This window comes from Arsenicicoccus sp. UBA6765 (genome assembly GCF_002453335.1).
Classification (GTDB): Bacteria; Actinomycetota; Actinomycetes; order Actinomycetales; family Dermatophilaceae; genus Arsenicicoccus; species Arsenicicoccus bolidensis.
In genome coordinates this window covers 1-22337 of the sequence record NZ_DKGR01000002.1, presented here as the reverse complement: position 1 = coordinate 22337, position 22337 = coordinate 1, and the positions used below count along the sequence as shown (strand labels likewise).

21 protein-coding genes are annotated in these 22337 nt (G+C 71.8%); 15 read left to right on the top strand and 6 right to left on the bottom strand.

Annotation, left to right across the window (positions count from 1 at the left end; genetic code table 11):
• Positions 1-114 precede the first annotated feature (114 nt).
• The 3 genes from lpdA (at position 115) to B4K29_RS00125 (ending at position 4454) form a co-directional block, all read left to right on the top strand.
• On the top strand, positions 115-1491 hold the full coding sequence (gene lpdA, locus B4K29_RS00135; RefSeq protein ID WP_019284718.1) for a dihydrolipoyl dehydrogenase: 1377 nt from the start codon (positions 115-117) through the stop codon (positions 1489-1491).
• A 61-nt stretch (positions 1492-1552) separates the two neighbouring features.
• The gene (gene sucB, locus B4K29_RS00130) at positions 1553-3454 is read left to right on the top strand and encodes a 2-oxoglutarate dehydrogenase, E2 component, dihydrolipoamide succinyltransferase (RefSeq protein ID WP_286966138.1); all 1902 of its coding nucleotides are present in this window, start codon (positions 1553-1555) and stop codon (positions 3452-3454) included.
• 82 nt (positions 3455-3536) lie between these two features.
• On the top strand, positions 3537-4454 hold the full coding sequence (locus B4K29_RS00125) for a TIGR01777 family oxidoreductase (RefSeq protein WP_286966136.1): 918 nt from the start codon (positions 3537-3539) through the stop codon (positions 4452-4454).
• Between the two features lie 121 nt (positions 4455-4575).
• On the opposite strand, the gene B4K29_RS00120 is transcribed toward B4K29_RS00125, so the two are convergent.
• Complete coding sequence (locus tag B4K29_RS00120; RefSeq protein WP_029209930.1) at positions 4576-4944, bottom strand: hypothetical protein; 369 nt, start codon at positions 4942-4944, stop codon at positions 4576-4578.
• 86 nt (positions 4945-5030) lie between these two features.
• Positions 5031-6821, bottom strand: coding sequence for a protein kinase domain-containing protein (locus B4K29_RS00115; protein WP_286966135.1), 1791 nt, complete (start codon positions 6819-6821; stop codon positions 5031-5033).
• A gap of 154 nt (positions 6822-6975) precedes the next feature.
• Between B4K29_RS00115 and lipB the strand changes: the two genes are divergently transcribed.
• On the top strand, positions 6976-7686 hold the full coding sequence (lipB, locus tag B4K29_RS00110; RefSeq protein WP_286966134.1) for a lipoyl(octanoyl) transferase LipB: 711 nt from the start codon (positions 6976-6978) through the stop codon (positions 7684-7686).
• A gap of 12 nt (positions 7687-7698) precedes the next feature.
• On the opposite strand, the gene B4K29_RS00105 is transcribed toward lipB, so the two are convergent.
• A complete protein-coding gene (locus tag B4K29_RS00105) occupies positions 7699-8220 on the bottom strand; it encodes an ASCH domain-containing protein (RefSeq protein ID WP_286960505.1) in 522 nt (173 codons plus the stop codon).
• A gap of 181 nt (positions 8221-8401) precedes the next feature.
• On the opposite strand from B4K29_RS00105, the gene lipA reads away from it, so the two are divergent.
• Both lipA and B4K29_RS00095 read left to right on the top strand, forming a co-directional pair.
• Positions 8402-9412, top strand: a complete 1011-nt coding sequence (gene lipA, locus B4K29_RS00100; RefSeq protein ID WP_286966133.1) for a lipoyl synthase — start codon at positions 8402-8404, stop codon at positions 9410-9412.
• A 42-nt stretch (positions 9413-9454) separates the two neighbouring features.
• Complete coding sequence (locus B4K29_RS00095; RefSeq protein ID WP_019284709.1) at positions 9455-10258, top strand: DUF4191 domain-containing protein; 804 nt, start codon at positions 9455-9457, stop codon at positions 10256-10258.
• A gap of 553 nt (positions 10259-10811) precedes the next feature.
• Here B4K29_RS00095 and B4K29_RS00090 read toward each other — a convergent pair.
• Positions 10812-11276: an RDD family protein gene (locus B4K29_RS00090; protein ID WP_286960499.1), complete on the bottom strand. Its 465-nt coding sequence runs from the start codon at positions 11274-11276 to the stop codon at positions 10812-10814.
• Positions 11277-11421: 145 nt separating this feature from the next.
• Between B4K29_RS00090 and glnA the strand changes: the two genes are divergently transcribed.
• The 9 genes from glnA (at position 11422) to B4K29_RS00045 (ending at position 19955) form a co-directional block, all read left to right on the top strand.
• Positions 11422-12846, top strand: coding sequence for a type I glutamate--ammonia ligase (gene glnA, locus B4K29_RS00085; RefSeq protein WP_029209923.1), 1425 nt, complete (start codon positions 11422-11424; stop codon positions 12844-12846).
• Positions 12847-12931: 85 nt separating this feature from the next.
• Positions 12932-13636, top strand: coding sequence for a SanA/YdcF family protein (locus B4K29_RS00080; RefSeq protein ID WP_029209922.1), 705 nt, complete (start codon positions 12932-12934; stop codon positions 13634-13636).
• Positions 13637-13714: 78 nt separating this feature from the next.
• Entirely contained in the window at positions 13715-14785 is a 1071-nt protein-coding gene (gene citC, locus B4K29_RS00075) for a [citrate (pro-3S)-lyase] ligase (protein ID WP_286956799.1), read from the top strand.
• 27 nt (positions 14786-14812) lie between these two features.
• Positions 14813-15163 carry a citrate lyase acyl carrier protein gene (gene citD / locus B4K29_RS00070; RefSeq protein ID WP_029209920.1) on the top strand — a complete coding sequence of 117 codons (351 nt, stop codon included), beginning with the start codon at positions 14813-14815 and terminating at the stop codon, positions 15161-15163.
• Positions 15160-16083 (top strand): citrate (pro-3S)-lyase subunit beta, encoded by a 924-nt coding sequence (citE, locus tag B4K29_RS00065; RefSeq protein ID WP_019284702.1) that lies wholly within the window; start codon positions 15160-15162, stop codon positions 16081-16083. Before citD ends, citE begins: the two co-directional genes overlap by 4 nt.
• Positions 16080-17624, top strand: a complete 1545-nt coding sequence (gene citF / locus B4K29_RS00060) for a citrate lyase subunit alpha (RefSeq protein ID WP_286956804.1) — start codon at positions 16080-16082, stop codon at positions 17622-17624. Before citE ends, citF begins: the two co-directional genes overlap by 4 nt.
• On the top strand, positions 17621-18139 hold the full coding sequence (citX, locus tag B4K29_RS00055) for a citrate lyase holo-[acyl-carrier protein] synthase (RefSeq protein WP_286956805.1): 519 nt from the start codon (positions 17621-17623) through the stop codon (positions 18137-18139). Before citF ends, citX begins: the two co-directional genes overlap by 4 nt.
• Complete coding sequence (gene citG / locus B4K29_RS00050; protein WP_286956808.1) at positions 18123-19046, top strand: triphosphoribosyl-dephospho-CoA synthase CitG; 924 nt, start codon at positions 18123-18125, stop codon at positions 19044-19046. Before citX ends, citG begins: the two co-directional genes overlap by 17 nt.
• A gap of 39 nt (positions 19047-19085) precedes the next feature.
• Positions 19086-19955 (top strand): diacylglycerol/lipid kinase family protein, encoded by an 870-nt coding sequence (locus tag B4K29_RS00045; protein ID WP_286966131.1) that lies wholly within the window; start codon positions 19086-19088, stop codon positions 19953-19955.
• Between the two features lie 122 nt (positions 19956-20077).
• Here the strand turns inward: B4K29_RS00045 and B4K29_RS00040 are convergent, their stop codons facing one another.
• Together B4K29_RS00040 and B4K29_RS00035 are read right to left on the bottom strand one after the other, a co-directional pair.
• Complete coding sequence (locus B4K29_RS00040; RefSeq protein ID WP_286966130.1) at positions 20078-21493, bottom strand: MFS transporter; 1416 nt, start codon at positions 21491-21493, stop codon at positions 20078-20080.
• A 237-nt stretch (positions 21494-21730) separates the two neighbouring features.
• Positions 21731-22228 (bottom strand): PhoX family protein, encoded by a 498-nt coding sequence (locus B4K29_RS00035; protein ID WP_349680234.1) that lies wholly within the window; start codon positions 22226-22228, stop codon positions 21731-21733.
• Between the last annotated feature and the right edge of the window lie 109 nt (positions 22229-22337).

Below are 22337 nucleotides of genomic sequence, written 5' to 3'. Positions count from 1 at the left end.
CTCCGCTTGCGCCCTGGAGACGCGTGGGTGAGAGGATGACGGCGGCTGCGGCGGCGTCACGAGCGCCTCGAGGCCATCCCGACCAACGACGGCCGAGACGCAAGGGAGCGCACCATGGCTGACCAGCAGCAGGACACCTACGACATCGTCATCCTCGGAGGGGGCAGCGGGGGCTACGCCTGCGCGCTGCGCGCCGCGGAGCTGGGCCTGTCCGTGGCCCTGGTCGAGAGGTCCAAGCTGGGCGGCACCTGCCTGCACCTCGGCTGCATCCCCACCAAGGCCCTGCTCCACGCGGCCGAGGTGGCCGACAGCGCCCGCGAGAGCGCTCAGTTCGGGGTGCGGGCGACGTTCGAGTCGATCGACCTGCCCGCCGTCCACGCCTACAAGGACGGCGTGGTCAACCGCCTCCACAAGGGTCTCCAGGGCCTGGTCAAGGCGGCCGGCCTGACGTATGTCGAGGGCACCGGACGGGTCGTCGCGGCGGACGCGGTCGAGGTCGACGGACGGCGCCTGACCGGCCGCAACCTCGTGCTCGCGACGGGGTCCTACGCCAAGACGCTGCCCGGGCTCGAGATCGGGGGGCGGGTCATGACCAGCGAGCAGGCGCTGCGGCTCGACGAGGTGCCCGCCCGCACCATCGTGCTGGGTGGAGGCGTCATCGGCGTCGAGCTCGCCTCGGCGCTGCGCAGCTTCGGCTCCGAGGTGACGATCGTGGAGGCGCTCCCCCGGCTCGTCGCGGCCGAGGACCCGGCGATCTCCAAGCAGCTGGAGCGATCCTTCCGCAAGCGCAAGATCGCGGTCCGCACCGGCGCCCGCTTCGAGTCCGCGACGCAGGACGACGCCCAGGTGACCGTGACGCTCGAGGGTGGCGACCAGCTGGAGGCAGAGCTGCTGCTCGTGGCCGTCGGCCGGGGCCCCGTCACCGACGGCCTCGGCTACGAGCAGATCGGCGTGGCGACGGACCGCGGCTACGTGCTGGCCGAGGACTGCCGCACGTCCGTCGAGGGCGTCTGGGCCGTCGGCGACATCGTGCCCGGGCTGCAGCTGGCGCACCGCGGGTTCGCCCAGGGCATCTACGTCGCCGAGGCCATCGCCGGGCTCGAGCCGGCGCGCATCGACGAGCGGGGCATCCCCCGCGTCACCTACTGCGACCCCGAGATCGCGTCGGTGGGCTACACCCAGGAGCAGGCCGAGGAGGCCTTCGGGGAGGTCGAGGCCTACGAGTACAACCTCGGCGGCAACGGTAGGTCCCAGATCCTCGGGACGCAGGGCTTCGTCAAGCTCGTCCGACGCAAGGACGGGCCGGTCGTCGGACTGCACATGATCGGCGCCCGCATGGGCGAGCAGGTCGGCGAGGCCCAGCTGATCTACGGCTGGGAGGCACTGCCCGAGGACGTGGCCTCGCTGGTCCACGCCCACCCCACCCAGAACGAGGCGCTCGGGGAGGCTCACCTCGCTCTCGCGGGCAAGCCGCTCCACGCGCACTCCTAGCGCCTTGTCGCAGTAGGGTGGCTCTCGAACGTCAACGGCTCACCGAAGGAGAACCTCACACATGTCTGAACGCGTGACGATGCCCGCACTTGGCGAGTCGGTGACCGAGGGCACCGTGACCCGCTGGCTCAAGTCCGTGGGTGACTCGGTCGAGGTTGACGAGCCCTTGCTCGAGGTCTCGACCGACAAGGTCGACACCGAGATCCCCTCCCCCGCCGCGGGCACCCTCCAGGAGATCCTGGTGGAGGAGGACGAGACGGTCGAGGTCGGTGCAGACCTCGCCGTGATCGGTGACGGCGACGCCCCCGCCAAGGACGACTCCGGCGACGAGGACCAGTCCGCCGCCGAGGAGGCCAAGGACTCCGAGTCCTCGCAGCCCGAGACGGAGGAGACGGTCGAGGAGACCACCCAGGCCGCTCCCTCCACCGAGCAGGAGGAGCCGGCCGACGAGAGCGACTCCGGCGACACGTCGGGCTCCGGCTCCGGCGGATCCGTCTCCGGTGGCGACAAGGTCACCATGCCCGCGCTCGGCGAGTCCGTCACCGAGGGCACCATCACCCGGTGGCTCAAGGCCGAGGGCGACGACGTCGAGGTCGACGAGCCGCTCCTCGAGGTGTCCACCGACAAGGTCGACACCGAGATCCCCTCCCCGTTCGCGGGCAAGCTCACCAAGATCCTCGTCCAGGAGGACGAGACCGCCGAGGTCGGCGCCGAGCTGGCGATCGTCGGTGGCGAGGCCTCCGGCGGCGACTCCTCTGACGGGGATGGCTCCGAGGGCCAGTCGCCCAAGGAGGACGCCCCGAAGGGAGAGGCTCCGAAGGAAGAGGCTCCCAAGGAAGAGGCTCCCAAGGAAGAGGCTCCCAAGGAAGAGGCCCCCAAGGAGGAGCCGAAGGCCGAGGAGAAGCCCAAGGAGCAGCCGAAGCAGGACGCCCCCCAGCAGCAGTCGTCCGAGCCCAAGGCCGCGGCGCCTCGCGCCGAGTCCCAGGGTGACGCCGACGCCTCGGCATACGTGACCCCGCTGGTCCGCAAGCTCGCCGCCGACAACGGCGTCGACCTGTCCAGCCTCAAGGGCACGGGCGTGGGTGGCCGCATCCGCAAGCAGGACGTCCTCGACGCCGCCAAGAAGGCCTCCGAGCCGGAGGCGGCTGCCCCCGCTGCGGCCGCCGCGCCGGCAGCAGCCCCGGCCCCCGCGGCCGGTGGTGGCGCTCCGACCGCCGTGCCGACCGCCGACCCCGCGTCGGCCGCCAAGCGTGGCACGACGGAGAAGATGCCGCGCCTGCGCAAGGTCATCGCCCAGCGCATGGTCGAGTCCCTGTCCGTCTCGGCGCAGCTCACGGCCGCCATCGAGGTGGACATGACCCGCGTCGTGTCCCTGCGGGCCCGCGCCAAGGGTGAGTTCCAGCAGCGCGAGGGCGTCAAGCTCACCTACCTGCCGTTCATCACGTTGGCCGCGATCGAGGCCCTCAAGGCCTTCCCGCAGCTCAACTCCAGCATCGACGGCGACAGCCTCGTCTACCACGGCGCCGAGCACGTGGGCATTGCGGTCGACACCGAGCGTGGCCTGCTCGTGCCGGTGATCAAGGACGCCGGTGACCTCAACATCGCCGGGCTGTCCCGCAAGATCGCCGACCTGGCCGACCGCACCCGCACCAACAAGGTCGGGCCGGACGAGCTGGGTGGCGCGACCTTCACGATCACCAACATCGGCAGCAACGGCTCGCTGCTCGACACGCCGATCATCAACCAGCCCAACGTCGGCATCCTCGGCACGGGCGCCATCGTCAAGCGGCCCGCCGTCGTCACCGACGCCGAGGGCAACGACGCGATCGCGATCCGCTCGATGATGTACCTCGTGCTCACCTACGACCACCGCGCGGTCGACGGTGCGCTCGCCGGCAAGTTCCTCTCGGCGCTCAAGGCGCGCCTGGAGGAAGGCCGGTTCGAGTCCTCGCTCGGGCTCTGACCCACCCTGTCTGCGGGCCGTGATCACCACCGGTGGTCACGGCCCGCAGCCATCTCTGCACCTGACACCTGGGAGGCACCCCGTGGCACGACGAATCCTGGTCAGCGGCGCCAGCGGCCTGATCGGCACCGAGCTGCGCACCGCCCTGGCCGCCCGTGGCGACCAGGTGATCCGGCTGGTGCGCCGACCGCCGTCGAGCGCCGACGAGATCCGATGGGACCCGACGGCCGGGCACATAGACCTCGACGGGGTCGAGCCCGTCGATGCCGTGGTCAACCTGTCGGGTGCCCCGGTCGCGCGGCGCTGGACCTCGCGCTACAAGCGAGAGCTCCTCACCAGCCGCACGAGCACCACGCGGACGCTCGTGCGGCACCTCGACCGTCTCGGCGACCAGGTGCCGCTCATCAACGCCTCCGCGGTCGGGATCTATGGCAGCGACCGCGGCGAGGAGGAGCTGACCGAGGCGAGCGCCCCGGGCCACACGTTCCTGGCCGAGGTCGTCAAGGCCTGGGAGCTCGAGGCCTGCGCGGCGCAGACGAACGGTCGTCGGGTCACGCTCGCCCGCACCGGTCTGGTCCTGTCGGCCGAGGGCGGTGCCCTCGGCCCGCTCCTCCCCCTGGCTCGCCTCGGGCTCGGGGGACCCATCGGCAGCGGGCGCCAGTGGTGGCCGTGGATCTCGATGGAGGACGAGGTGCGGGCGCTCCTGCACCTGATCGACACCGGGGTCCATGGTCCGGTCAACCTCGTCGCCCCGGGCAGCGCCCGGCAGGGCGAGATCGCGATGGCCCTGGCTCGTGCCCTCGGCCGTCCTGCGTTCGTCCCCGCGCCCGCGACGGCCTTGCGGCTCGCGCTGGGCGAGCTGGCCGACGACATCCTCGGCAGCCAGCTGATCCGACCAGGGGTGCTCGAGCAGACCGGCTTCGTATGGCGCCACGCCCGGGTCGAGGATGCCGTGCGCCAGGTGGCGAGTCCTTGGCACGACCTCACGGTCCGCGCCTGACCCAGGCGCCTCAGGATCTGCCCTCAGCCCTCTGCCCTCTGCCCTCTGCCCTCTGCCCTCTGCCCTCTGCCCTCTGCCCTCAGCCCTCAGCCCTCAGCCCTCAGCCCTCAGCCCTCAGCCCTCAGCCTCGAGCGTGACTGCCGACCCCGCTGCGTCGCCCGACGATCGAGGCGATCGCCGCCACGGCGGACAACCCGACGCCCGTGCCGAGGGCCATGAGGATCGCGCCCACGGCGTAGAGCCCCGTCTCGTCGGCCCGCGCCCACAGGGTCCAGGCGCCCGTGAGGCCGACCGCCATGGGCAGGGCGACCTCCAGGACGGCCGGAACCGGACCGAGGCGCCAGGCCCCCAGCGCGGTCGCCGCGACCGCCGTGATCCCGCAGGCGGCCACCTGCCAGGCGGGATAGGTGCCGTCGAACCCCCAGGACAGCCAGATCGCCCAGACCAGGGCTCCTACGGCCAGGAACAGCAGTGCGCGTGCGACTCTCATGATCTCCCCCGACGGTCGTTGGTCCCGACGTCTCCACCGTAGGCCCGTTCCCCTGAGCTAGCCGTGAGCCCGCAAGGCTCACGGGTTCACCGGCCCACGACGGCGGGTGCCTCGGCGATGCCGTCGAGCCGCCAGCCCTCCCTCGTCCTGCGCAGGTGGTAGTCCGCGGCAGTAGCCGCATGACCTGACGCCGTCCGCGTCGGCGACCCGGGCTCGGTCCAGGTGTAGTCGTCCAGCCGGACGGAGGCCCGCACGGTCGCCGCTCCCCCGTCGATGCGGACGGTTCGTGCCTGCTCCACGACGAACCGGACGCCCCGCTGCGTCTGGCCCCGTCGTCGCAGCTCCGCGACGGCCGTCTCGTCGTTCCGGCGGGCCCACGACCCGTCGGCGTCGGCCGATCGGAGCGCCCCGACGTCACGGGCCATGAGCGCTGAGGCGCGCGCATCGAGAAGGTCCTGGAGCACGGCCCGGGGATCGGTCGAGACGGCCCCCGATGGTCCGGACGCCCGCGAGGAGGCGCCCCCGGCGGGGGGTGCGGCCGACGTGCCCGCCAACGGGCTGGCGGTCGACTGGCTCGCGGCCGGCGGGCTGGCGGTCGACTGGCTCGCGGCCGGCGGGCTCGCGATCGACGGGCTGGTGGGCGCCGGGCTGGTGGGCGCCGGGCCAGTGCTGGCGGGGCGCGTGGTGGGGCCCGAGGTCGCGGCAGCCGTGGTGACGGGGTCCGAGCGGCCAGGTGCAGCGGCGGCTTGGGCGGGACGGGCAGGTGTGGAGGCTGACGCAGGGGTGCCCGACGGGCGTTGCGTCGCAGCCGCGACGGGGCGAGATGCGGCGGCCGCGTGCGCGTCTCGTCGGTCCAGCCACCAGCGACCGCCGAGGACGCCGAGCACCAACCCGACCGCGATCGACAGGGCCAGCGCTCGTCGGGAGAGCAGTCGCGGCCGTGCTGCCTTGCGTCGGGCCTCCTCGAGGTGCGCGGCTCGCACCCTGGCACGGGTGAGGGCCCGCTCCTGCTCGGCGGCCTGCTCCCGAACCCGCCGGGTGACGTCCTCGGGGCGGTCGACCGGGCTGACCTCCACCGGGGACGACACGAGCGCGGTCAGGGACTCGACCAGCTCCGCCACCTCTGGTCGGTCACCTGGGCGTGGGGACAGGCAGGCCCGCACGACGTCCAGCAGCCCGGCGGGCGTGCCGGGGACCCGGGCATCGAGCTCGCGCGGGTCCGTGGCCGCGGGGCGGGCCTCACCGACGAGGGCGTACCACGCGAGGGCGCCCAGCGAGTACACGTCGGAGGACGGCGCAGGCTCGCCACCGGCCACGATGTCCGGTGCGACGAATCCGGTCGTCCCCCACGGATCGTCGACCGCCTCGTCGAAGGCGCTGAGGGTCCCGAGGTCGCCCACGAGCGGCTTCCCGGTCGCGTCGAGCAGCACGTTGCCGGGTGACAGGTCGCCGTGGACCAGGCGGGCGGCGTGCAGGTCTCGGATCGTCGTGGCGAGACCCAGCAGCACCGCCGTCACCTCCGCGGGGGTGAGGTGGCCGCGTGAACGGACAAGGTCGGACAGGGAGCCGCCCTCCGCCAGCGTCAGCACCACGACGATCCGCTGGTCCTCCAGGACCATCGCGTCGAGGAGCTCGACGACGCCGGGATGGTGGACCTGCCTCAGCCACTCCAGCTCGGCCAGGACGCTCTCCGCGTCCCGCGGTGCCGTCGACCACCCCTTGACCTGCCAGGGGTCGTCGGGTCGCAGGGGCTCGCGCGACACCTTGAGCGCAACCGCACGTCCGTCGGAGAGGCGTTCGCCGCGCCACACCACGCTCGCGGCGCCGCCCCCGAGGACGCCCTGGACGTCATACCCGGGAACTGCGGGCCTGGCCATGGGAGCCCTCCTGCCTGCCACGAAGAGGTCCGTCCCCCTCGACCCACACCTTGCCTCCTCCCGGACGACCACCCCGGCCGTCATCCACAGGCGGGGTTGTGAACGTTCAACGCCTGTGGACGAAGGAGTCGTCACGCGGTCGTATCGTGGGGGCATGCGTTTCGAGCACCTGGGCTTCGCGCCGGACCTGGTCGACTACCAGCAGGCCTGGGACCACCAGCGGGAGGTCCACGCGCAGGTCGTGGCCCGCGCGATCCCCGACACGACGCTCCTGCTGGAGCACCGGCGGGTCTACACCGCGGGCAAGCGCACCGAGCCGCACGAGCGGCCGTTCGACGGCACCCCGGTCATCGACGTCGACCGGGGAGGCAAGATCACCTGGCACGGCCCCGGGCAGCTGGTCGGCTACCCGATCGTCCACCTGCCCAGCAACCGCGACGTCGTGGCGCACGTGCGCCGCCTCGAGGACATGATGATGGGGGTCTGCGCCGACCTCGGCGTCGAGACCGCCCGCGTCACCGGGCGCAGCGGCGTCTGGGTCATGGCCGACGATCGTGGTGGCGACCGCAAGATCGGGGCGATCGGGATCCGGGTCAGCCGGGACGTGACGATGCACGGCTTCGCGCTCAACGCGGACTGCGACCTGTCCTGGGCGCAGGTGATCGTGCCGTGCGGCATCGCCGACGCCGGGGTCACCTCGTTGTCCCGCGAGCTCGACCGGGACGTCACCGTGCAGGAGGTCCTGCCCCTCGCCGAGCGGCACCTCGCCCGCGTGTTCGACATGACGACCGCCCAGGCGGTCGAGGCGGCCCGCCAGCGTGGCACGGTCACCGGCACGACGCCGCTGCCCGAGCTCCTGCACTGACGACGCGCCCGCCTACGCGCGGGCGAGCACCTCGAACTCCTCGAGGACGACCGGCATGTCCGCCGCGAACGGGTGACTACCGTCGTCGACACGGGTGAAGAAGTCCTGGTGACCCGCGCGCCAGCCGTCAAGGCTCCCGTCACCTTCGCCCTCGGCCCAGGCATGAGCCGCCTCCACCTCGTCGAAGGGCACGACGCGCACGCGCGTGGTGCGCAGCAGCGCCCGCGGCGCGCCGGAACCGTCGCACAGGATGGTCACGGACCCCGCCTCGGGCATCGGCTCGCCGGCTTCAGCGTCAGCGTCGTAGGCCCAGGCCGGTGACGACGTCGTGGTCTTGCGGCCGGACAGGACCAGCGCGCACAGCTCGTCGGCCATCTCACGGGTGTCCCCGAAGGACCAGGCGGGCGGGCGCAGGACCGCGGACGAGGAGACCCCCTGATAGATCTCCTCCCCGGCGAGGCCGGAGCGCACCCGAGCCTCGGTCCAGAACGCCTCGACGAGCTTGGTCTGCGGGTCTGCGGGTGGGGTCGGCATGCGTTCACGGTAGCCCTGGTGCAGCGCTCGCACATCCGGACCCCGCCGTGCCGGCACCGCTGCATTGGGGGTGTGTCCGTGGCGCGGCGTACCCTGTGGGAACGGTCGCCCCCGCACCCCGGACGCGGCCGGTTGCTAGGGGTCGGCATACGGCCTGACGCACACGATCGCTAGGAGCACCATGACCGTCGCACCGGAGGGTCGTCGCATGTTGCGCGTCGAGGCGCGCAACGCGGAGACCCCCATCGAGCGCAAGCCGAGCTGGATCCGAACGACGGCCAAGATGGGGCCCGAGTACTCCCAGATGCAGTCGCGCGTGAAGGGCCAGGGCCTGCACACGGTGTGCCAGGAGGCGTCCTGCCCCAACATCTTCGAGTGCTGGGAGGACCGCGAGGCGACCTTCCTCATCGGCGGTGACGTGTGCACCCGCCGCTGCGACTTCTGCGACATCGCGACCGGGCGCCCCACCGAGCTGGACCGCGGCGAGCCGACCAAGGTCGCGCAGAACATCGCGACCATGCAGCTGCGCTACGCGACCGTGACCGGCGTCGCACGGGACGACCAGCCCGACGGGGCGGCCTGGCTGTATGCCGAGACGATCCGCGAGATCCACCGGCTCAACCCCACGACCGGGGTCGAGATCCTGCCGCCGGACTTCGGCGCCAAGCCCGAGCTGGTCGGCCAGGTCTTCGACGCCCGCCCCGAGGTGTTCGCGCACAACCTCGAGACCGTCCCGCGCATCTTCAAGCGCATCCGCCCGGCGTTCACCTTCGACAAGTCGCTGCGGGTTCTTTCCATGGCCCAGGACGCCGGCCTCATCACCAAGTCCAACCTCATCCTCGGCATGGGTGAGCAGGAGCAGGAGATCGAGCAGGCCATCGCAGACCTGGTCGACGCGGGCTGCCACGTCCTGACCATCACGCAGTACCTCCGGCCGTCCAAGCTGCACCACCCCATCGACCGCTGGGTCAAGCCCGAGGAGTTCGTGCACTGGCGCGACCTGGCCCTCGACCGCGGGATGAGGGCCGTCATGGCCGGCCCCCTGGTGCGCTCGTCCTACCGGTCGGGCAAGCTCTACAGCCAGGCCATGCGGGAGTTCGGCCGTCCGCTGCCCGAGCACCTGTCGCACCTCTCCGACGCCGCCGACCAGACCACTCGCCAGGAGGCGTCCTCGCTGCTCGCGCAGCGCTGACGTCCCCCGAGCCAACCCCCATAGAACGGTAAGATCCGCCCCATGGCACGAGAAGCATCCGGCAGCACGAAGGCGTCCCGGTTCGGGCGCAACAAGGCGCCCAAGCAGCCCAAGGACCCCAACAAGCCCGGGCGCATCGCTCAGATGAAGCAGGCGTACGGCTTCGCCAAGCAGGTGGATCCCAAGATCACGCAGTGGATGGTCGGCGCGGCGCTGCTGACCCTGCTCGTCATGGTGGCCATCGGCTTCCTGGTGGGGCACCCCTGGTACTTCCTGTTCCTCGGCATCCCGCTCGCCGCGCTGGCCGCGATGATCGTGATGAGCCGCCGTACGGACCGCGGTGCCTACTCGATGATCGAGGGCAAGCCCGGTGCGACCATGGCCGCGCTGTCCTCCATCCGCCGCGGCGGCTGGTTCATCGAGCAGCAGCCCATCGCCGCGGACGGGCGGCCCAAGGGGCAGGACTACACCAACGTCGCCACGCTGTATCGCGCTGTGGGTCGCCCCGGCGTCGTGCTCGTCGCGGAGGGTCCGACGGCCCGCGCCAAGAAGCTCCTGGTCGAGGAGCGTCGCAAGGTCGAGCGCCTCGCGTCCGGCTCGCCCGTGCACCTGATGCGGGTCGGGGATGCGGAGGCGGAGGGGCAGACCGGTGACGTCGAGGTCGTGCCCGTGCGCAAGCTCGCCTCCAAGGTGCAGCGCCTGAAGCCGGTGCTGACCAAGGAGGAGGTCGCGGTCGTCAACAAGCGCCTGAAGGCCATGACGGGCGCCCGCGCCGGCGCCGGCGTCCCGGCGGGGATGGACCCGACGAGGGCGCGCGTGGATCGCAAGGGCATGCGCGGTCGCTGACGAGAGACGTATGCGGAGGTTGAGGGCCCTGGGCGAGGAACGAGCCTGGGGCCCTCGGCCGTAGCGGAGTCCGAGGAAGCGACCGAGTCAGGCAGGTCGCTGACGAAGGACGTATGTGGAGGTTGCGGGTCGTCCCGAGGTACGAGGGGCGGCTCTCGGCCGTAGCGGAGTCCGAGGAAGCGACCGAGTCAGGCAGGTCGCTGACGAAGGACGTATGCGGAGGTTGAGGGCCCTGGGCGAGGAACGAGCCTGGGGCCCTCGGCCGTAGCGGAGTCCGAGGAAGCGACCGAGTCAGGCAGGTCGCTGACGAAGGACGTATGCGGAGGTTGAGGGTCGTCCCGAGGTACGGGGGGCGGCCCTCAACCGTCTGCACGATCAGTTCCCGTCTGCACGATCAGTTCCCGTCTGCACGACCAGCGCCCGTCTCAGCCACCGTCCCCCGTCTCGTGCTGCAGCACGAGACGGAGGACGCAACCAGAGACGCGGGACGCAAACAGAGACGCGGGACGCAACCAGAGACGCTGGACGCGGGACGCGACGAGAGACGCTCAGGTCAGCGGGTGCGGACGATGACGCTGCCGGCGGCCTTGTCGTGCAGGCCCCGGCCGTCGCCGTCCCACACCACGGGTGGGATGACCAGCAGGAGCAGCAGGGTCCGCAGCGCGGCGCCCACGACGCCCAGCGGCCCTCCGGCGGCGCGGCGGACGTGCAGGCCGAGCAGGCGGTGGCCGATCGTGCAGCCGGCGGTGCCGACGAGCAGGACGTTCTCGACGGCGAACACGGCGAGCGGGATGAACGAGTCCAGTCCGGTGGCGCCGACCGGCATGCGGAACAACCCGATGGCGATGGCGCAGCACAGCAGCCAGTCGACGAGCAGGGCCAGCACGCGGCGTCCGAGCGGTGCCATGGCGCCTGGCCCCGACGCGGGGAGGCCGAGGCGCTCCCCGGCATACGCGCCCTGCTGGGTCAGCTGACCCGGTCCCTCGAGCCAGCCACCGACGTCCCTGCGATCCACCACCGGCTCAGGCTACCTGCCGGGCGGGGTTCGGCTGGACAGCGTGTAACACGCGGGAAACATTGGAGTCATGGTCGGGTAACGGCCTGCCCGTACGTTGGTGGGCAACAGGTCGGCCAGTCGGGCCGACGACACACAGGAGGACGATGTGTTCAGCACCCCTGAAGAGGTCCTGACTTTCATCAAGGACGAGGACGTCAAGTTCGTCGACATCCGGTTCTGTGACCTGCCGGGCGTGATGCAGCACTTCAACGTGCCGGCCCAGACGCTCGACGAGGACTTCTTCACGGAGGGCCAGGCCTTCGACGGGTCCTCGATCCGCGGGTTCCAGGCGATCCACGAGTCCGACATGAAGCTGCTGCCGGACGTCAAGACGGCCTATCTCGACCCCTTCCGCGTCGAGAAGACCCTGATCATGAACTTCTCGATCGTGGACCCGTTCACGGACGAGCCCTACAGCCGCGACCCGCGCAACATCGCGCTCAAGGCCGAGACCTACCTCAAGTCCACGGGCATCGCCGACACCGCGTTCTTCGGCGCCGAGGCGGAGTTCTACGTCTTCGACGACGTGCGCTACGCCAACAACGCGCAGACCTCCTTCTACTCGATCGACTCTATCGAGGCGGCCTGGAACTCCGGGCGCGAGGAGGAGGGCGGCAACCGCGGCTACAAGACGGCGTTCAAGGGTGGCTACTTCCCGGTGCCGCCGGTGGACCACTTCGCCGACACCCGCGACAAGATCTGCCTCAACCTGGACCGCGTCGGCCTGGAGGTCGAGCGCTCCCACCACGAGGTGGGCACCGCCGGCCAGCAGGAGATCAACTACAAGTTCAACACCCTGCTGCACTCGGGCGACGACATCATGAAGTTCAAGTACGTCGTCAAGAACACCGTGTGGGAGGAGGGCAAGACCGCGACCTTCATGCCCAAGCCGATCTTCGGCGACAACGGGTCCGGCATGCACACGCACCAGTCCCTGTGGAAGGACGGCAAGCCGCTCTTCTACGACGAGCAGGGCTACGGCGGCCTGTCCGACATCGCTCGCTGGTACATCGGCGGCCTGCTCAAGCACGCCCCGGCGCTGCTGGCGTTCACCAACCCGAGCGCCAACTCCTACCACCGTCTGGTGCCGGGCTTCGAGGCTCCGGTCAACCTGGTCTACTCCGCCCGCAACCGCTCGGCCTGCATCCGCATCCCGATCGCGGGCACGAGCCCCAAGGCCAAGCGCATCGAGTTCCGCATCCCGGACCCCTCGGCCAACCCCTACCTCGCCTTCGCCGCGCAGCTGATGGCCGGCCTGGACGGCATCAAGAACCGCATCGAGCCCCCGGAGCCGATCGACAAGGACCTCTACGAGCTGCCCCCGGAGGAGCACGAGCAGATCGAGCAGGTCCCCTGCACCCTCGAGGAGGTCCTCAAGGCGCTCGAGGAGGACCACGAGTTCCTGCTCGAGGGCGACGTCTTCACCGAGGACCTGATCCGCACCTGGATCGACTGGAAGACCGAGAACGAGGTGGCGCCGCTGCGTCTGCGCCCCCACCCCTACGAGTTCGAGATGTACTTCAGCATCTGATCGAGCCGTCGCCGAAGGGCCGTCCTGCCGCGTGCAGGGCGGCCCTCGTCGCGTCCCCAGGGGCAGTGTGGTGGGAGGATGCCGTATGCCGAAGCCCGCCGTCTCCCCCACCGCCGCCCTGCGCTGGGGCGCCCTCACCGCCCTCCTCGGCGCAGCCGCCGCCACCGCAGCCGTCGCCGGGACCCGGGCCTGGGCCCTCGTCGCCGCCCGCGACCGGATCCACTCCCCCGGGTCCACGCCCGCGGCCGAGGTGGCGGTCGTGCTGGGGGCGGGCGTCCTGCCTGACGGGACACCGAGCCGCTACCTCGCCGCGCGTCTGGACCGGGCGCTGGAGCTGCTGCGGCTCGGACGGGTCGAGGTCATCGTCGTGTCCGGGGCCGACCTGCCCGGGGCGGACGAGCCCGGGGTGATGCGGCGGTACCTCGAGGACAACGGCGTCGACCCCGACCTCGTCGTCGAGGACCGGGAGGGCGTGGACACCTACGCCACCTGCTGGCGGGCGCGACGCGTCTACGGCCTGGAGCGGATCGCACTGGTGAGCCAGGCCTACCACCTGCCGCGGGCCCTGGCGATCGCCGGCGCGGCGGGGCTGGACGCGGTCGGGGTCGCCGACTGGTCCGTGAAGCGCCCCCTGGCCGGGACCGACCGCAACGCCTGGGCCTACGGCGTGGCCCGCGAGTGGGCCGCCGGCGCCAAGGTCCTGGCCGACCTCGTCCGCCCCCGGCGCGAGGACGACCCCGAGCACGACCCCGCCGTGCAGCGCGCGCTGGCGCACGCGCGATCACGGTGACCGGTCGGGGGGCCGGGCGGTCGGCATACGGCCACCCCGCCGGAGGCGCGGCCGGGCCCACGCCGTAGTGTCCAGAGCGTGGATGACGACCTCGACATCATCTGCGTGGACCCCGGTGAGGACCCCGCCGCGATGGAGCGCATCCGGACGCTGCTGGCGAGCCAGGACCTCGAGATCGACTCCGGCGTCGAGGAGTTCGTGACCTTCCAGCACTACGGCCGGGTGCTGGCCTGCGCCGGGCTGGAGGGTCAGGTCGTCAAGTGCGTGGCCGTGGACCCGTCCCTGCAGGGACGCGAGGTGCTGCTGCCGCTGATGACGGAGATGACCTACGTGGCCCTCGACCGGGGCGTCACCCACCTGTTCATCTACACCAAGCCGGACTACCGGCCCCACTTCGAGGCGTGCGGCTTCCACCACCTGGCGACCGTGCCCGGTGTCGTGACCCTGCTCGAGAACACCCCCCGCGGCCTCCCGGCCTACTGCGAGCAGCTGGCGCACCTCCGGCGCTACCGCGACAAGGTGGGTGCCGTCGTGCTCAACGCCAACCCGTTCACGCTGGGGCACCGCCACCTGCTGAGCCGGGCCGTGGCGGACTGCGAGGTGTTGCACGTCTTCGTCGTGGCCGAGCGGTCCAGCAGCTTCACCTTCGACGAGCGCTACCGGCTCGTGGTGGCCGGCGTCGAGGAGATGCCGGAGCGGGACCGGATCATGGTGCACCGCGGGTCGGCCTACCTGGTGAGCCGGGCGACCTTCCCGAGCTACTTCCTCAAGGACTCCGGGGTCGTCGACCGCGCCGGCACCGGGCTCGACCTGCTGATCTTCCGCCGGCACATCGCGCCGGCCCTCGGCATCACCGACCGCTACGTCGGCACGGAGCCGTTCTGCCCCGTCACCCGGGCCTACAACGCCGACATGCACCGCTGGCTCGAGGCGGAGCCGCTGGCCGCAAACCCCGTGCGCGTGCACGAGATCCCGCGCGTGGCGCGGGACGGCGTCGCGATCTCCGCGTCGGAGGTCCGTCGTCGCCTGGCCAACAAGGACCTCGTCGCCCTCGCCGGCCTCGTGCCGGCCCCCACCCTCGCCCTGCTCACCACCAAGGTGCAGGCCGACCGCCCCCGGGCCGAGCTCGTGCCCGCCGCCGTCGGCTGACCGCGCCACCACGACAAGGAGGTCGTCATGCGCATCGCCCAGGACGCCATCGCGGGCACGCTCGAGTCGAGCGACGTGATGGTGAGGGTCGCTCCCCCGCCGGACGGGGAGGACGGGCTGGAGATCGACGTCAGCAGCGCGGTGCTGGCGCAGTTCGGCCACCAGATCCGGGCCGTGGTCGACGAGGTGGTGTCCGCGCTCGGCGTCACCGCCGGTCGCATCACGATCGAGGACAAGGGGGCGCTCGACTGGGCGATCCGGGCGCGGCTGCAGGCCGCGCTGGTGCGCGGCTGCGGCGTCCCCCTCGACTGGACGACGCTGCAGGCCGCCGAGGGTGCACCTGACGGCAGCGATGACGAGGAGGGGGCGCAGGCATGATCACCGCTGCGACCATGCGCGATCCCGGGGCCATGCGCCACCGCTCCATGCTGTTCGTCCCCGGGTCCAATGCCTCGATGATGAGCACGGCCTACGTCTACGGCGCGGACGCCATCATGTTCGACCTCGAGGACGCCGTCGCCCTCCGCGAGAAGGACTCGGCGCGGCTCATGGTCTTCCACGCGCTGCAGTCCCCGGTCTACGCGGGCACCGACACGGTCGTCCGCATCAACCCCTTGGACACGCCCTACGGCCGCGACGACCTCGAGGCGTGCGTGCGCGCCGGCGCCCGGACGATCCGGCTCCCCAAGACCGACTCCGCCGACGACATCCGCGAGCTCGAGCACGAGGTGGAGGACGTCGAGCGGGACTGCGGGCGCGAGGTCGGCTCCACCCGGCTCATGGCGGCGATCGAGTCGGCGAGCGGGGTGGTCAACGCCGTCGAGATCGCCCAGGCGAGCCCGCGGATGGTGTCCATCGCCCTGGCCGGCTTCGACTACGTCATCGATCTGCAGACGACGCGGAGCCGCGAGGGGACCGAGCTGTTCTACGCCCGGTGCGCCGTCCTGCACGCCGCTCGGGTGGCGGGCATCGCGGCCTACGACGTGGTGTGGTCGGACGTCAACGACGAGGAGGGCTTCCTCGCCGAGGTCGAGCTGATCAAGCGGCTCGGGTTCAACGGCAAGTCCCTCGTCAACCCGCGACAGGTCCCCCTGCTGCACGAGGCCTTCGCCCCCACCGAGGACGAGCTGGCCCACGCCCAGGTCGTCGTCGCGGCGGCCGAGAAGGCCGAGCGCGACGGCCTCGGCGTCGTCTCCCTCGGCGGCAAGATGATCGACGCCCCGATCATCGTCGCCGCCCGCCGCACCATCGCCTTCGCCGACGCCTCGGGCGTCCGTCGCCAGGAGCGTCACGCATGACCGCCACCGACCTGCCCGTCACCCACCCTGCGCCCGATGACCTGCCCGACCTCGCGGCCTTTGGCCAGGGACTGCGGCCGTATGCCGGATGGGCCCGCACGACGCCCCACCTCATGGCGACCGACCCCCTGGGCCGCAAGGTCCGCCGCAGCCTGGAGGAGGCCATCGAGGCCAGCGGGCTGCGCGACGGCATGACCATCTCCTTCCACCACCACTTCCGCGAGGGCGACAAGAGCATCAACCTCGTGGTCGACACCATCGCCCGGATGGGCCTGCGGGACCTGACCCTGGCCTCCAGCTCGCTCAACCGCTGCCACGCGCCCCTGGTGCGGCACGTGCAGGACGGCGTCATCACCCGGATCTACACGTCGGGCATGCGCGGCGAGCTCGCCCGGCGCATCAGCGGGGGGCTGCTGGAGCACCCGGTCATGATCCACAGCCACGGCGGACGGGCCGCTCTCGTGACGTCCGGCGAGCTGCACCTCGACGTGGCCTTCCTGGGGGTGTCGGCGTGCGACGCCATGGGCAACGCCAACGGCGTCACCGGGCGGTCGCACTGCGGGTCGCTGGGCTACGCGATGGTCGATGCCGAGCACGCCGACAAGGTCGTCATGCTCACGGAGGAGATCGTCCCCTATCCCAACACCCCGGTGAGCATCAGCCAGGACCGGGTCGACCACGTCGTGGTGGTCGACGAGGTGGGCGACCCGTCCAAGATCTCGGTGGGGGCCGCGCGCCTCACCAAGGACCCCAAGGAACTGCTCATCGCCCGCCTCGCCGCGGACGTCATCGAGCACTCGGGGTGCTTCGAGGACGGCTTCTCGATGCAGACCGGCTCGGGCGCGAGTGCCACCGCGGTGACGCAGTTCCTCGGACCTCGCATGCGCCACCAGGGGATCAGCGCGGGGTGGGCCCTCGGTGGCATCACGGGTGGCATGGTCGACCTGCACCGCCAGGGTCTGGTGCGGCGCATCCTGGACGTGCAGGACTTCGACACGGTCGCGGCCCAGTCGCTCGCCGAGAACCCCGACCACCGGGAGATCAGCGCCAACGAGTACGCCAACCCGTTCTCCAAGGGCGCCTGCTCCGACGGGCTGGACGTGGTCATCCTCTCGGCCCTCGAGATCGACCTCGACTTCGACGTCAACGTCATCACCGGGTCCGACGGACTCATGATGGGTGCGAGCGGCGGGCATTGCGACGTGGCGGCCGGTGCCAACCTCGCCGTCGTCGTCGCGCCCCTGATCCGGTCTCGCATCCCCGTGGTGGTCGACAAGGTCACCACGAGGGTGACCCCCGGGGAGACGATCGGCGTGCTCGTCACCGACCACGGCATCGCGGTCAACCCGGCGCGCCCAGACGTCGAGGAACGGCTCCGAGCTGCGGGCCTGCCCGTGACGACCATCCACCAGCTCTACGAACGGGCCGTGTCGATCACCGGTGTGCCCCGTCCGATCGAGCGCGGTGACCAGGTGGTCGGGGTCGTGCGCTACCGCGACGGGAGCGTCATCGACGTCGTGCGGCAGGTGCTCGCGCCGTGACCACGACCACCCCGGCGCAGCTGCTCGCCGCCCGCGACGACCGGGTCCGTCGGCGTCGCTCCCTCCAGGGACGCCACCCGGGGTCGGTGGTCGTCGGCGTCACGCTCGTCACGCCAGGACCGGTCAAGAGCTCGCCCACCCTGGTGCGGATCAGGGACCGGGCGGTCACGGCGCTGCGGGGACAGGCCGCCGAGCTGGGCTGGCCGGTGCTCGACCGCGAGGAGCGCGACGGCGCCGCCGGGCCCGAGGCGCACCTGGTCCTGGACGTCCCGACCGGTGACGCCACCACCGTCAAGCGGGTGCTGGTCGGGCTGGAGGACTCGTGCCCCGGCGGGCGGCTGTGGGACCTCGACGTCCACGACGGCGAGCGGACCGTCTCGCGCACCTCCCTGGGCCGGGCGCCTCGACGCTGCCTGGTCTGCGCGGAGCCGGCCCACGCCTGCGCGCGCTCCCGGGCCCACGACCTGGCCGACCTGACCACCGCGGTGGAGGCGCTCCGTGCTGCCCACCGCTGAGCAGATCCCGACCTCCATGAGCTCCCAGGAGGCCACGGTGACCGCCCTGCACGACCGCGACCAGGCCCGTCGCCTCTCCCGGCTCGCGACGGAGGCCCTGCTGGCCGAGGTGGAGCTGAGCCCCAAGCCCGGTCTCGTCGACCCCACGTCGTGCGCGTCGCACGACGACATGGACGTCGAGACCTTCCGGGCGAGCATCGACGCGATCTCGCCGTGGTTCCCGGTCCTGCACGAGACCGGTCGCGCGGGCCACCGCGACGGGCCGGCCCGCTTCCTCGAGCGGCTCCGGCGCCCCGGCATGGGCTGCGAGGACGCGATGTTCGCGGCCACCCGTGGGGTCAACACGCACAAGGGAGCCGTCTTCGCCTTCGGTCTGCTGCTGGGCTGCGCCGGCCGGCTGGCGGCGGGCGGGCTCCCCGTCACCGTCCACACCCTCACGGCCCTCGCCGGCCGGATGGCGCGCCCCCTCGTCGAGGTCGAGCTGCCCTCGGTGGACCGGCCCGGCACCTATGGCGAGGTCGCCTTCGTGCAGCACCGGCTCGCGGGTGCGCGGGGTGAGGCGGCGAGCGGCTACGCGTCCGTCCGCCTGCGTGCCCTCCCGGCCTACCGGGCGGTCCTCGAGGACCGGGGCGATCAGCGGGCGGCGCTGCTGCAGGCGCTGCTGGTGCTGCTGGCGACGACCGACGACACCACCCTCGTCAAGGACGGCTCCCTCGACGGGCTGCGGCACGTCCAGCGCAGCGCTCATGAGCTCCTCGAGACCGGTGGGGTCCGGGCTCCGGACGCCCTCACCCGCCTCTGCCGGCTCGATGCGGACCTCACGGCTCGTCGGCTCAGCCCCGGGGGGTGCGCCGACCTGCTGGCCGTGACCCACTTCCTCGCCCACCTGCCGAGCGGCGACGACTAGGCTGACGCCGACCCGTCCGACCGCCCGAAGGCCCCCCGCATGAGCGTGACCCTGCTGGTCAACCCGGCCTGCCGGGCAGCTCGGCGACGGGCCGGCCTCGCCGAGCAGGTCCGACGGGCTCTCCCCGGGCCGTATGCCGACGCCACCGTCGTCGCCAGCCGGTCCCTGGAGGACGTCACCGCCATCGCCGCCGCCGCACGGCCGGACGACGTGGTGGTCGTGCTGGGTGGCGACGGCACGTTGCGGGCCGCCGCTGCGGGCGCGTCGAGGTCCGGGTCCGTCATCGCTCCCCTGCCCGGCGGCAGCGGCAACGACCTGTGCCGCCACCTGGGCATCCCCCTGGACCCGGTCCGCGCGGCGCGGGCGACGGCGTCCTGGACCGAGCGGCCCATCGACCTGGGGGACGTCGACGGCCAGGTCTTCCTCACGATCGCGACGCTGGGCTTCACCGCCGCCATCAACGAGCAGGCCAACCGCGTGCATCGTCGCGGCCCCCTCATCTACGTCGCCGCGGCCGTGGCGCTGCTGCCGCGGGTGCGGCCCACGAGGGTCGTGCACGTCATCGACGGTGCGGCCACACCGGTCGACGCGTGGATGGTGTCGATCGCGATCACGAGCAGCCAGGGCGGCGGCATCCTGGTCGCGCCCGGGGCCGAGGCCGACGACGGTCTGCTCGACGTCGTCAGCTATGACGCACGGACGTGGGGCGGCTTCGTCGCGAGCCTGGTCGCCACGCTGCTGAGGCGGCCCATCGCCTCGCGCGCCGTGCAGCACCGCCGGGCCCGCTCGCTGCGGCTCGAGACCCCCGACCCCGTGCCCGTCTATGCCGACGGTGAGCGGGTGGGGACCACGCCCTGCACGATCCGCGTGCGGCCTGGAGCCGTGCGGCTGCTCGGGCCCGCTCGCTGAGCGGCCGCGTGCCGGACGCCGCCCGCACGGTCCGCGGCGTCCGGCATACGACCTCCCGGGCACACCCCTGGTGGGTGGCACCTGGCTCGCGACGTCTCCGGCACCCGCACCTCAGCGTCGGCTCACGACAGGGGCGTGCCTCCGGCCTCGGCGCGCAGGCGGAGGTACTCCTCGCGCGGGATCGGCTGCGCGTCCGGCCGACCCAGGTCGTCGAGGTGGACGTTGTAGGTCTCGCGCGCCGAGAACGCCGCGATGGCAGCGATGCAGGTCACGACGAAGGCGAAGGCGCCGATCTTGAGCGGGATGCCCGTGGATCCCGGAGGCGCGATCGCGGCGAACAGCGCCGGGAAGAAGGCGGTGATCATCGTGCCGATGTTCTGCGCGATCGCCATCGCCGAGACCCGGGTCTTGGTGGGGAACAGCTCGGGGTAGAACGCGGGGAAGGTGGCGTTGTAGCCCTGGTAGACGATCCCCCACATCAGGATGGACATCACGATCGCCAGGACGACGTTGTGGCTGCTGATGGCCGAGAGGTAGAAGTAGGCCAGCAGCCCCGAGCCGAGGGCGCCCACGATGATCGGCGGCCGCCGCCCGATGCGGTCCGACAGCGATCCCACCCACGGGATCAGGATGCAGGCCACGACGTTGCCGATGACCGGGATCCACAGGTAGACGTCCTTGTCGAACCCCACCCCGTAGGACTTCTGCACGGCGTACGCCGCCCCGAAGATCGTCGCCACGGTGGGGATGACGTTCATCAGCGCCATGCACATGACCCGCACCATGTCCGCGAACGAGTGGCGGAACGCGCCGACGATGGGCGACTCGGGCAGCTGCCCCTCCTCCAGCTCCTCCACGAAGGCCGGCGACTCCTCGACGCTGCGCCGGATGTACCACCCCGCGATGATGACGAAGGCGCTCATCAGGAACGGGATGCGCCAGCCCCAGCTGTTGAAGGAGCCCTCGCTCATCACCGCCGCGAGGGGCAGGAACACGGCGGCCGCCAGGATCTGGCCGAACTGCGTGCCCTGCAGGGTGAACGACGCGAAGTAGCCGCGGCGGCCGAAGGGTGCGTGCTCCACGATCATCGAGGAGGCACCGGAGATCTCGCCGGCGACGGCGAACCCCTGGACCAGGCGCAGGACGACCAGCAGGATCGGGGCGAGGATGCCCACCTGCTGGTAGGTCGGCAGGAGCGCGACCGCCATGGTGGAGACACCCATGAGGAGCATGCAGAGCACGAGGACGTTCTTGCGGCCGTGCAGGTCACCCCACCGGCCGAGGTAGAACGCGCCGATGGGCCGGGCGACGTAGCCCACGCCGTAGGTCGCCAGGGACGCGACGATCGCCACGGTGGGGTTGCCCTTGGGGAAGAAGATCTCCGGGAAGACGAGCGAGGCCGCCTGCGCGTAGATGAAGAAGTCGTAGTACTCCAGGGCGCTGCCGATGAAGCCGCTGGCCGCGGCCTTGCGGGGGCTGTGGGCGCCGGGGGGCTCACGGTCCTGGGCGGCGACCGGGTCGCCGTGCTGATCGGTCATGGGACGGTCCATTCGTCGTCGGATGGGCGCCTCGTGGGGGACGGGTCCCGACGCGAGCCGAGGACAGTAGACAGAGCGACCGGCCGGCAGGAAAGAGGCGGTCCGAATCTCGGACACCCGTCCGTTCAGCGAACGCTGGATCGCCCGCGCACGACGGCGCCCCGCCGGATCACGAGGATCCGACGGGGCGCCGGGCGGTCGGCATACGGCATACGGCCCAGAGCAGGTGGCTCTCGGTCAGCCGATGCGGGTCACCTGCACGACGGTCGGGCGCGGGCCGGCGAAGCGGCCGCGACCGGACTGCTTGACGTAGTCGGGGAAGAACGAGTGCTGGTCGGCCCAGGTGCCGTCCTCGCCCGGGTGCTGCACGGCCACGAAGACCGAGCCGTCGCGGTCGTGGATGACCGGGCCGCAGGTCTCGGCCTCGGCCGGCACCGCCAGGAACTGCGTGACGCGACCCCGCTCGGGCCCACCCAGCTCGACGTGGAACAGGCCGTCGTCGTACTTCAGGGCGCTCGGCATGCCGTCCGTGGAGATCCACAGGTCACCGCGGCTGTCGAAGGCCACGTTGTCGGGGCAGGCGATCGGGGCGACCGGGCCGGTGTAGCCACCGAAGTAGGTGCCGGCGGTCTTGGGGTCGCCGCAGATCAGGACGAGGTCCCAGGTGAAGCGGCGACCGGTGTGGTCCCCGCCGACCTCGGTGATCTGGCTCTTCCGACCTGGGTGTGGGTTTATGGGGTGAGGCCGCCGGCGATGAGCAGGCAGCGTAGGCGGTAGTTGGTGGGGTTGCGGAAGCCTCGGGCGATGCGGCGGAGGGGGTCGACGGGGGCCTGTAAGTCTTTCG

What these genes read in the sequence shown, in the direction of transcription:
- lpdA (WP_019284718.1), top strand. Translation starts at nt 115, where the DNA reads ATGGCTGACCAGCAGCAGGACACCTACGACATCGTCATCCTCGGAGGG.
- sucB (WP_286966138.1), top strand. Translation starts at nt 1,553, where the DNA reads ATGTCTGAACGCGTGACGATGCCCGCACTTGGCGAGTCGGTGACCGAG.
- B4K29_RS00120 (WP_029209930.1), bottom strand. Translation starts at nt 4,944, where the DNA reads ATGAGAGTCGCACGCGCACTGCTGTTCCTGGCCGTAGGAGCCCTGGTC.
- B4K29_RS00115 (WP_286966135.1), bottom strand. Translation starts at nt 6,821, where the DNA reads ATGGCCAGGCCCGCAGTTCCCGGGTATGACGTCCAGGGCGTCCTCGGG.
- lipB (WP_286966134.1), top strand. Translation starts at nt 6,976, where the DNA reads ATGCGTTTCGAGCACCTGGGCTTCGCGCCGGACCTGGTCGACTACCAG.
- B4K29_RS00105 (WP_286960505.1), bottom strand. Translation starts at nt 8,220, where the DNA reads ATGCCGACCCCACCCGCAGACCCGCAGACCAAGCTCGTCGAGGCGTTC.
- lipA (WP_286966133.1), top strand. Translation starts at nt 8,402, where the DNA reads ATGACCGTCGCACCGGAGGGTCGTCGCATGTTGCGCGTCGAGGCGCGC.
- B4K29_RS00095 (WP_019284709.1), top strand. Translation starts at nt 9,455, where the DNA reads ATGGCACGAGAAGCATCCGGCAGCACGAAGGCGTCCCGGTTCGGGCGC.
- B4K29_RS00080 (WP_029209922.1), top strand. Translation starts at nt 12,932, where the DNA reads ATGCCGAAGCCCGCCGTCTCCCCCACCGCCGCCCTGCGCTGGGGCGCC.
- citD (WP_029209920.1), top strand. Translation starts at nt 14,813, where the DNA reads ATGCGCATCGCCCAGGACGCCATCGCGGGCACGCTCGAGTCGAGCGAC.
- citE (WP_019284702.1), top strand. Translation starts at nt 15,160, where the DNA reads ATGATCACCGCTGCGACCATGCGCGATCCCGGGGCCATGCGCCACCGC.
- citF (WP_286956804.1), top strand. Translation starts at nt 16,080, where the DNA reads ATGACCGCCACCGACCTGCCCGTCACCCACCCTGCGCCCGATGACCTG.
- B4K29_RS00045 (WP_286966131.1), top strand. Translation starts at nt 19,086, where the DNA reads ATGAGCGTGACCCTGCTGGTCAACCCGGCCTGCCGGGCAGCTCGGCGA.
- B4K29_RS00040 (WP_286966130.1), bottom strand. Translation starts at nt 21,493, where the DNA reads ATGACCGATCAGCACGGCGACCCGGTCGCCGCCCAGGACCGTGAGCCC.